General features: G+C 66.7%; 6 protein-coding genes and 1 pseudogene. All 7 read left to right on the top strand.

The features are described 5' to 3' along the window. Positions 1-195 precede the first annotated feature (195 nt). The 7 genes and pseudogenes from GSQ95_RS17205 to GSQ95_RS17175 all read left to right on the top strand — a co-directional run bounded on the left by GSQ95_RS17205 (position 196) and on the right by GSQ95_RS17175 (position 7,119). The gene (locus GSQ95_RS17205) at positions 196-636 is read left to right on the top strand and encodes a thioesterase family protein (protein WP_158893939.1); all 441 of its coding nucleotides are present in this window, start codon (positions 196-198) and stop codon (positions 634-636) included. Positions 637-638: 2 nt separating this feature from the next. After that, entirely contained in the window at positions 639-1,637 is a 999-nt protein-coding gene (locus GSQ95_RS17200; RefSeq protein ID WP_158893942.1) for a tRNA-dihydrouridine synthase, read from the top strand. 153 nt (positions 1,638-1,790) lie between these two features. Then, a pseudogene (locus GSQ95_RS17195) lies at positions 1,791-3,779 on the top strand (FUSC family protein); the annotation flags it as partial. Position 3,780: 1 nt separating this feature from the next. Next, on the top strand, positions 3,781-3,984 hold the full coding sequence (locus GSQ95_RS17190) for a DUF1656 domain-containing protein (protein ID WP_158893976.1): 204 nt from the start codon (positions 3,781-3,783) through the stop codon (positions 3,982-3,984). Positions 3,985-4,012: 28 nt separating this feature from the next. Further along, a complete protein-coding gene (locus GSQ95_RS17185) occupies positions 4,013-4,915 on the top strand; it encodes an HlyD family secretion protein (RefSeq protein WP_158893944.1) in 903 nt (300 codons plus the stop codon). Positions 4,916-5,155: 240 nt separating this feature from the next. Then, positions 5,156-5,467, top strand: a complete 312-nt coding sequence (locus GSQ95_RS17180) for a DUF485 domain-containing protein (protein WP_133859542.1) — start codon at positions 5,156-5,158, stop codon at positions 5,465-5,467. Beyond that, complete coding sequence (locus GSQ95_RS17175; RefSeq protein WP_158893946.1) at positions 5,464-7,119, top strand: cation acetate symporter; 1,656 nt, start codon at positions 5,464-5,466, stop codon at positions 7,117-7,119. Before GSQ95_RS17180 ends, GSQ95_RS17175 begins: the two co-directional genes overlap by 4 nt. Positions 7,120-7,173: the final 54 nt, after the last annotated feature.

Genomic DNA, 7,173 nt, shown 5'->3' with positions numbered 1-7,173 from the left:
TACTCGGCTACGAACCGAGCGGTCGGAGGTTCGAATCCTCCCGAGTGCGCCAAACATGAAGAAGGGCCTGCAGCGATGCAGGCCCTTTTTTATTGCTTGTGGATTCGTGCCAGTATCCGCGACCGATGACCTGACCGGTTTCATATCCGGTCCGGTTTCCCGTCTTTCGACCTTGCCCCGCGAGAGGGTCTCTTCATGCAGTGGGACAGACCGACTCCCCATCTCCTGCCGCTGCGCATCGGCGCCGAGCACATCGACGGCCTGGGCCATGCCAACAACGCCGTCTACGTCAGCTGGCTCGAACAGTGCGCCTGGCAGCACTCCGCGGCCCTGGGTCTGGATCTGGCCACCTTCCAGCGCCTGGATCGCGCCATGGCCGTGGTGCGCCACGAGATCGACTATCTCAGCAGTGGCTACCAGGATGACGAGCTGGTGCTGGGCACCTGGCTGGTGGACTGGGATCGCCGTCTGCGCATGACCCGGCAATTCCAGCTGCAGCGCCCCGCCGATGGCGTGACCCTGCTGCGCGCCCGGACGACCTTCGTCTGCATCGAGCTGTCCTCCGGCAAACCCAGGCGCATGCCACCCGAATTCCTGGTCGGTTACGGCCAGGCGCTCCCCGGCGAGGACCTCTGAGCATGGAGATCGCCCTGGCGCCCATGGAGGGCCTCGTCGACGACATCCTGCGCGAACTGCTGACCGAGGTGGGTGGACTCGACTGGTGCGTGAGCGAATTCATCCGCGTCTGCGATCGGCTGCTGCCGGCGGCGGCCTTCGCCAAGCTGGCACCGGAGCTGGAGGAGGGCGCGCGCACGCCATCCGGTACGCCCATGCGGGTGCAACTGCTGGGCTCGGATCCGGCCTGCCTGGCGGACAACGCGGCCTTTGCCTGCACCCTGGGCGCGCCGGTGATCGATCTCAACTTCGGCTGCCCGGCCAAGACCGTCAACAAGTCCCGCGGCGGAGCGGTGCTGCTCAAGGAGCCGGAGCTGCTCAACCGCATTGTCGAGAGCGTGCGCCAGGCCGTTCCGGCGCATATTCCGGTCACCGCCAAGATGCGCCTGGGCTATGACAGCCCGAACGGCGCCCTGGCCTGCGCCGAGGCGCTGGCGGAGGGTGGCGCGGCGCAACTGGTGGTCCATGCGCGGACCAAGGTCGAGGGTTATCGTCCGCCGGCGCACTGGGAGTGGGTGGCGCGGGTGGCTGACCGGGTGTCCGTGCCGGTGCTGGCCAATGGCGAGATCTGGACCCTGGACGACTACTGGCGCTGTCGCAGCGTCAGCGGCCAGGCCTCGGTGATGCTGGGGCGCGGTCTGGTCTCGCGACCGGACCTGGCGCTGCAGATCGCCGCTGCCGTACGCGGAGAAGAGGCCGTCCCGCAGAGCTGGGCCGAGATCCTGCCGCGGGTACAGCGCTTCTGGAGCATGGCGCAACGCAAGCTGGCACCGCGCTATGCCCCGGGGCGCCTCAAGCAGTGGCTCGGCATGCTGACGCGCAGCTATCCCGAGGCCGCGGCCCTGTTCGCCCAGGTGCGGCGCGAATCCGATTGCGCCCTGATCGACCGCCTGCTCGGCATGACCGGACAAAACCCGGCAAACTTTGATCTCGATCAAGAGCGGCGGCTGCAACTCGGCTAGTCTGCAGGCAGTGGTGACGACGGAGCGTCGTCGCTCGAGCACGCAAGGCACTTCAGGCGACCCCGGGTCGCCTTTTTTTCGTCCGGGACAGCCGCCGGAACTTCGCCTGGGCCGCGCGGCCTATGCTGGATCCCCCGCAATCCAAGAGTCGACGTGCGTCTACCCTGGACGGTCTTTCTCGCTCCCACGCCGACGGCGCTCCTCTTTGCCGGCAAGACCCTGTTCGCCGCCGGACTGGCGCTCTGGCTGGCCTTTCGCTTCAGTCTCGAACAACCGGCCTGGGCCTGCATGACGGTGATGATCGTCTCCCAGCCGCTGTCCGGCATGGTGCTGGCCAAGGGATTGTTCCGCCTGCTCGGGACCCTCGTCGGCACCTGCATGGCGGTGGTGCTGATGGGCTTCTTCGCCCAGACGCCCTGGCTATTCCTGCTCGCGCTGGCCGGCTGGATGGCGCTGTGCACGGCGGCCTCGACCCTGCTGCGCAATCACGTCGCCTATGGCTTCGTGCTGGCCGGCTATACGGTCGCCATCATCGGCCTGCCCGCCATCGCCCATCCGCTGACGGTGTTCGACCAGGCGGTGGCCCGCTGTACCGAGATCTGCCTGGGTATCGTCGTGGCCTCGGCGGTGAGTGCGCTGTTCTGGCCGCAACGGGTGGAGCAGAATCTGGCCGTTCAGGCACGCCGCACCTGGGAGCAGGGCGTGGCTGCCGCCCGGGCGGAGCTGGCCGAGGCCCAGGATGCCACCCAGGGGCTGCTGGCCATGCTCGGTCAGGTGGTGGCGGTGGATGCCCAGCGCGATCACGCCTGGTTCGAAGGCCAGCGCGGCCGGCAGCGCGCCAGGGCGTTGCGGCTGCTGTCGCGGGACCTGCTCAGCCTGTTGCGGACCGCTCGCGGCGCCATGCGCCAGTGGCGTGGCCTGGACGAGCCGCGGAGGGCCGTCCTGCAGCCCTGGCGCGACGAACTGCTCACGACCCTGGCCGATCCCCAGGCTCCGGCCCTGGAAGCCCTCCTGCAGCGTCTGCGAGAGGCTGCCGGCGCCTCGCCGCAACTCGACAACGACCAGCGCTACCTGCTGGCCCGTTTCGCCATCCTGCTGGACAAGATCCTGCTCGCCGGTCGCGCCCTGGACAGCGTCCATACGGCCCGGCTCAGCGCCGTGGCGCCCTCGGCGCTGGCCCGCCATCGCGATGTCCAGACGGCGCTGCTCTATGGCCTGCGCAGCGCCTGTGCGTTGCTGGCCGTGGGGGTGTTCTGGCTGGCCAGCGCCTGGCCGTCCGCGCCAGGCGCCATGCTGATGGCCGGCGTCATCTGCAGCCTGTTCGCCAATCGCGACAACGCCGCCGCCATCGGCCTCGGTTTCCTGCGGGGCATTCTCTATGCGGCGCCGGTCGCCATCCTGATCAGCCAGGTGCTGCTGCCGCAGATCAGCGGCTATCCGCTGCTGTGCCTGGTGCTGGGGGTGCCGCTGTTCTTTGCCGCCCTGGGGATGGCCGGGCCTCCCAGCGTGGTGGGGACAGCGACGGCCTTCGCCATCCATCTGCTGGTGCTGGTCTCGCCCAGCAACCACGGCCAGGTGGAGATGGGCGCCTTGCTCAACCAGCTGCAGAGTCTGCTGATCAGCGTCGGTGCGGCCGTGCTCATGTTCCGCCTGATCAGTCTGCGCACGCCGCGGCGCACCAGTCGCCGGATCCTCGAGGCCACCACCCACGACCTGCAGCGGCTGACCACGGTACCCCTGGCCAATGCCGAGACCTGGTTCGGCGGGCGGATGGCGGATCGCCTGTTGCTGCTGGCGCGGCATATCGAGCAGTTGTCGGCCAGCGAACGCGGCCGTTGGGAGCAGGGCCTGCTGGCGCTTGATCTGGGCAACGAGCTGCTGCACCTGCGCGCCTGCCTGGCAGGTGCCCAGGGCGAAGTGGCACGGGCGCGGGATGCCTTTCTCGGGCGTTTCGCCGAGCAACTGGCGGTCGGCTTCGATGACCTGCGGCCGGACGCGCTGGACACGGCAGCCCAGCGCCTGCGCGTGGCGCTGGGCCAGGCCCCCGACGATGAACCGCATCGCCTGGCGCGCGGCGCCATCGGCCAGCTCCAGCAGACCTGGCGTGGCTGTTGTCTGAAAGCGGTAGCGGAGGAGGGCGCGGATGAATCTGCATGGATGGGCCATCGGCGGGGTCTATCTGGGGCCGCTGTTCGTCTATGGCGTTCTGGCGCTGCTGCTGACGGCGCTGTCGCTGTGGCTGCTGCAGCGCAGCGGCCTCGGCCGCCATCTGTGGCACAGCGCCCTGTTCGGCTGTGCGCTGTTCGTGCTCTGGCTGGCCGGCCTCGTCGCTGTCCTGGCCACCTGAGCCCCCTGACAAGAGGATCCCCAAGGCGATGCACAAGACCCTGCGTGTGGCGATAACCTTGAGCGTGGTACTGCTCGCCATCCTGGCCGGCACCTGGCCGTGGCATTTCTATCTCTACACTCCCTGGACCCGCGATGCGCGGGTACGGGCCGACGTGGTGGTGGTGGCGCCCGATGTGTCGGGCTGGGTGACGCGCCTGGCAGTGACGGACAACCAGCTGGTGAAGCGCGGCGACCTGCTCCTGCAGATCGACCAGCAGCGCTATCAGGCCAATCTCGACCATGCCAAGGCGGTGGCCGAGACGCGCCAGCAGCAACTGCGTCTACGCGAAAGCGAGGCGGCCCGGCGCCAATGCCTGGGTACCAGTGCCATCAGCGCGGAGGACCGCGAGACCGCCCAGGTCAACGTGGCGGTCGCCCGCAGCCAGTACCAGGAAGCCCTGAGCGACGTGAACCTGGCCCAGATCAACCTGGATCGCAGCCGGGTGCTGGCGCCGCGGGAAGGGCGGATCACCAACTTCAGATTCGCCGAGGGCAACTATGTGCAGACCGGCCAGGCGGTGATGGCGCTGGTGGATACCCGTTCCTTCTACGTCATGGCCTATTTCGAGGAGACCAAGATCCGCCATATCCATCCCGGCGCCGCGGTACGGGTGCGCCTGATGAACCAGGCAGCGCCCCTGCAGGGGCGGGTGGCGAGCATCAGCAGCGGCATCACCGATCGCAATGCGGCCAACGATGCCCAGTTGCTGGCCAACGTCGAGCCGACTTTCAACTGGGTGCGCCTGGCGCAGCGCATTCCGGTGCGCATCGAACTGCTCGACGTACCGGCGGATATCCACCTCAGCGCGGGGATGACGGCGAGCGTTTCCGTCGTCGATGGCGAGGGGCACCACCCGCTGCAGGGCTGGCGTCGGCTCTGGGATTACTGAAAGCCTTGAATTTGGCTGAAAAGTCGCCGAGCGAAGGCCAGGCAAGGCGGAAATTCGCAAGGAAGCGGACCGGGCTCGCGCTCGAGTTTACGAGTGGTAAATGAGCATTCCGAGCGAATTTCCAACGCAGCATGGCCGAGCGCAGGTACTTTTCAGTACGACTAAAGTCGTCTGGAAGCCTTACCGGGCGGGCCTAGAGTAGAGCTCGACGCTCCCGTCATGCTGTAAGGAACAACAATAATGAATGACAGCACCTACCGGCGGATTGAAGCCAGTCCGCGTTTCCAGGAACTGGTGGCGAAACGCGGGCGATTCGCCTGGACGCTTTCGGCCATCATGCTCGGACTCTATTCCGCCTTCATCCTCCTGATCGCCTTCGCCCCCAAGGTCCTCGGCACCCGTATCCATGCGGAGACCGCCATGACCTGGGGCATTCCCCTGGGCGTCGGTCTGATCCTTTCGGCCTTCGTCCTGACCGGCATCTATGTGCGCCGGGCCAATGGCGAATTCGATCGGCTCAACGCGGAAATCCTCCGGGAGGTGCAGCCATGAGACGTCTTTCCCTGGCCGCCGCGCTGCTGGCCCTCTCGCCTTCGCTCTGGGCCGCCGATGCCATCAGCGGCGCGGTCCAGCGCCAGCCCCTGAACGTCTCCGCCATCCTGATGTTCGTGGCCTTCGTCGGCGCCACCCTGGGCATCACCTACTGGGCCTCGAAACGCAATCGCTCCGCCGCGGACTACTATGCCGCCGGCGGACGCATCACCGGTTTCCAGAACGGCCTGGCGATCGCCGGTGACTACATGTCGGCCGCCTCCTTCCTGGGCATTTCCGCCCTGGTGTTCACCTCCGGCTACGACGGCCTGATCTACTCCATCGGCTTCCTGGTGGGCTGGCCGATCATCCTGTTCCTGATCGCCGAGCGCCTGCGCAACCTGGGCAAGTACACCTTCGCCGACGTGGCCTCCTATCGCCTCAAGCAGAAGGACATCCGTACCCTGTCCGCCTGCGGGTCGTTGGTGGTGGTCGCCCTCTACCTGATCGCCCAGATGGTGGGTGCCGGCAAGCTGATCCAGCTGCTGTTCGGCCTGGACTACAGCATCGCCGTGGTGCTGGTGGGCATCCTGATGGTGCTCTATGTGCTCTTCGGCGGCATGCTGGCCACCACCTGGGTACAGATCATCAAGGCGGTGCTGCTGCTGTCCGGAGCCAGCTTCATGGCCTTCATGGTGATGAAGCACGTCTGCTTCGACTTCAACCGCCTGTTCGCCGAAGCCATCGCCGTGCACCCGAAAGGCGAGGCCATCATGAGTCCCGGCGGTCTGGTGAAGGATCCGATCTCGGCCTTCTCCCTGGGTCTGGCGCTGATGTTCGGCACCGCCGGCCTGCCGCACATCCTGATGCGCTTCTTCACCGTGAGCGACGCCAAGGAAGCCCGCAAGAGCGTGTTCTACGCCACCGGCTTCATCGGCTACTTCTACATCCTGACCTTCATCATCGGCTTTGGCGCCATCCTGCTTGTCAGCACCAACCCGGCCTTCAAGGACGCTGCCGGCGCCCTGCTGGGTGGCAACAACATGGCCGCGGTGCACCTGGCCAACGCCGTGGGTGGCAGCATCTTCCTGGGCTTCATCTCGGCGGTGGCCTTCGCCACCATCCTGGCGGTGGTCGCCGGTCTGACCCTGGCCGGCGCTTCGGCGGTCTCCCATGACCTCTACGCCAGCGTGATCAAGCAGGGCAAGGCCAACGAGAAGGACGAGATCCGCGTCTCCAAGATGACCACCGTGGCGCTGGGCGTGGTCGCCATCGCTCTGGGCATTCTCTTCGAGAAGCAGAACATCGCCTTCATGGTGGGCCTGGCGTTCTCCATCGCCGCCAGCTGCAACTTCCCCATCCTGCTGCTTTCGATGTACTGGAAGCGGCTGACCACCCGGGGCGCCATGATCGGTGGCTGGCTCGGCCTGTTCACCGCAGTGGCCCTGATGGTGCTCGGCCCGACCATCTGGGTGACAATCCTCGGTCATGCCAAGCCGATCTACCCCTATGAATACCCGGCGCTGTTCTCCATCGCCGTGGCCTTCATCGGTATCTGGTTCTTCTCCATCACCGACAAGTCGGCGGCTGGCGAAGAAGAGCGTGCGCGCTTCTATCCGCAGTTCGTCAGATCCCAGACCGGTCTGGGTGCCAGCGGCGCCGTCTCGCACTGACAGATATCTGCGACAAGACCAGGCCCGGATCCCTGATCCGGGCTTTCTTTTGGG

The sequence above is a fragment of the Pseudomonas sp. BAV 4579 genome (genome assembly GCF_009765395.1).
Lineage (GTDB): Bacteria > Pseudomonadota > Gammaproteobacteria > Pseudomonadales > Pseudomonadaceae > Chryseomonas > Chryseomonas aestiva.
The sequence above is the reverse complement of the archived record's forward strand: the minus strand, read 5'-3'. Positions and strand labels throughout refer to the sequence as shown.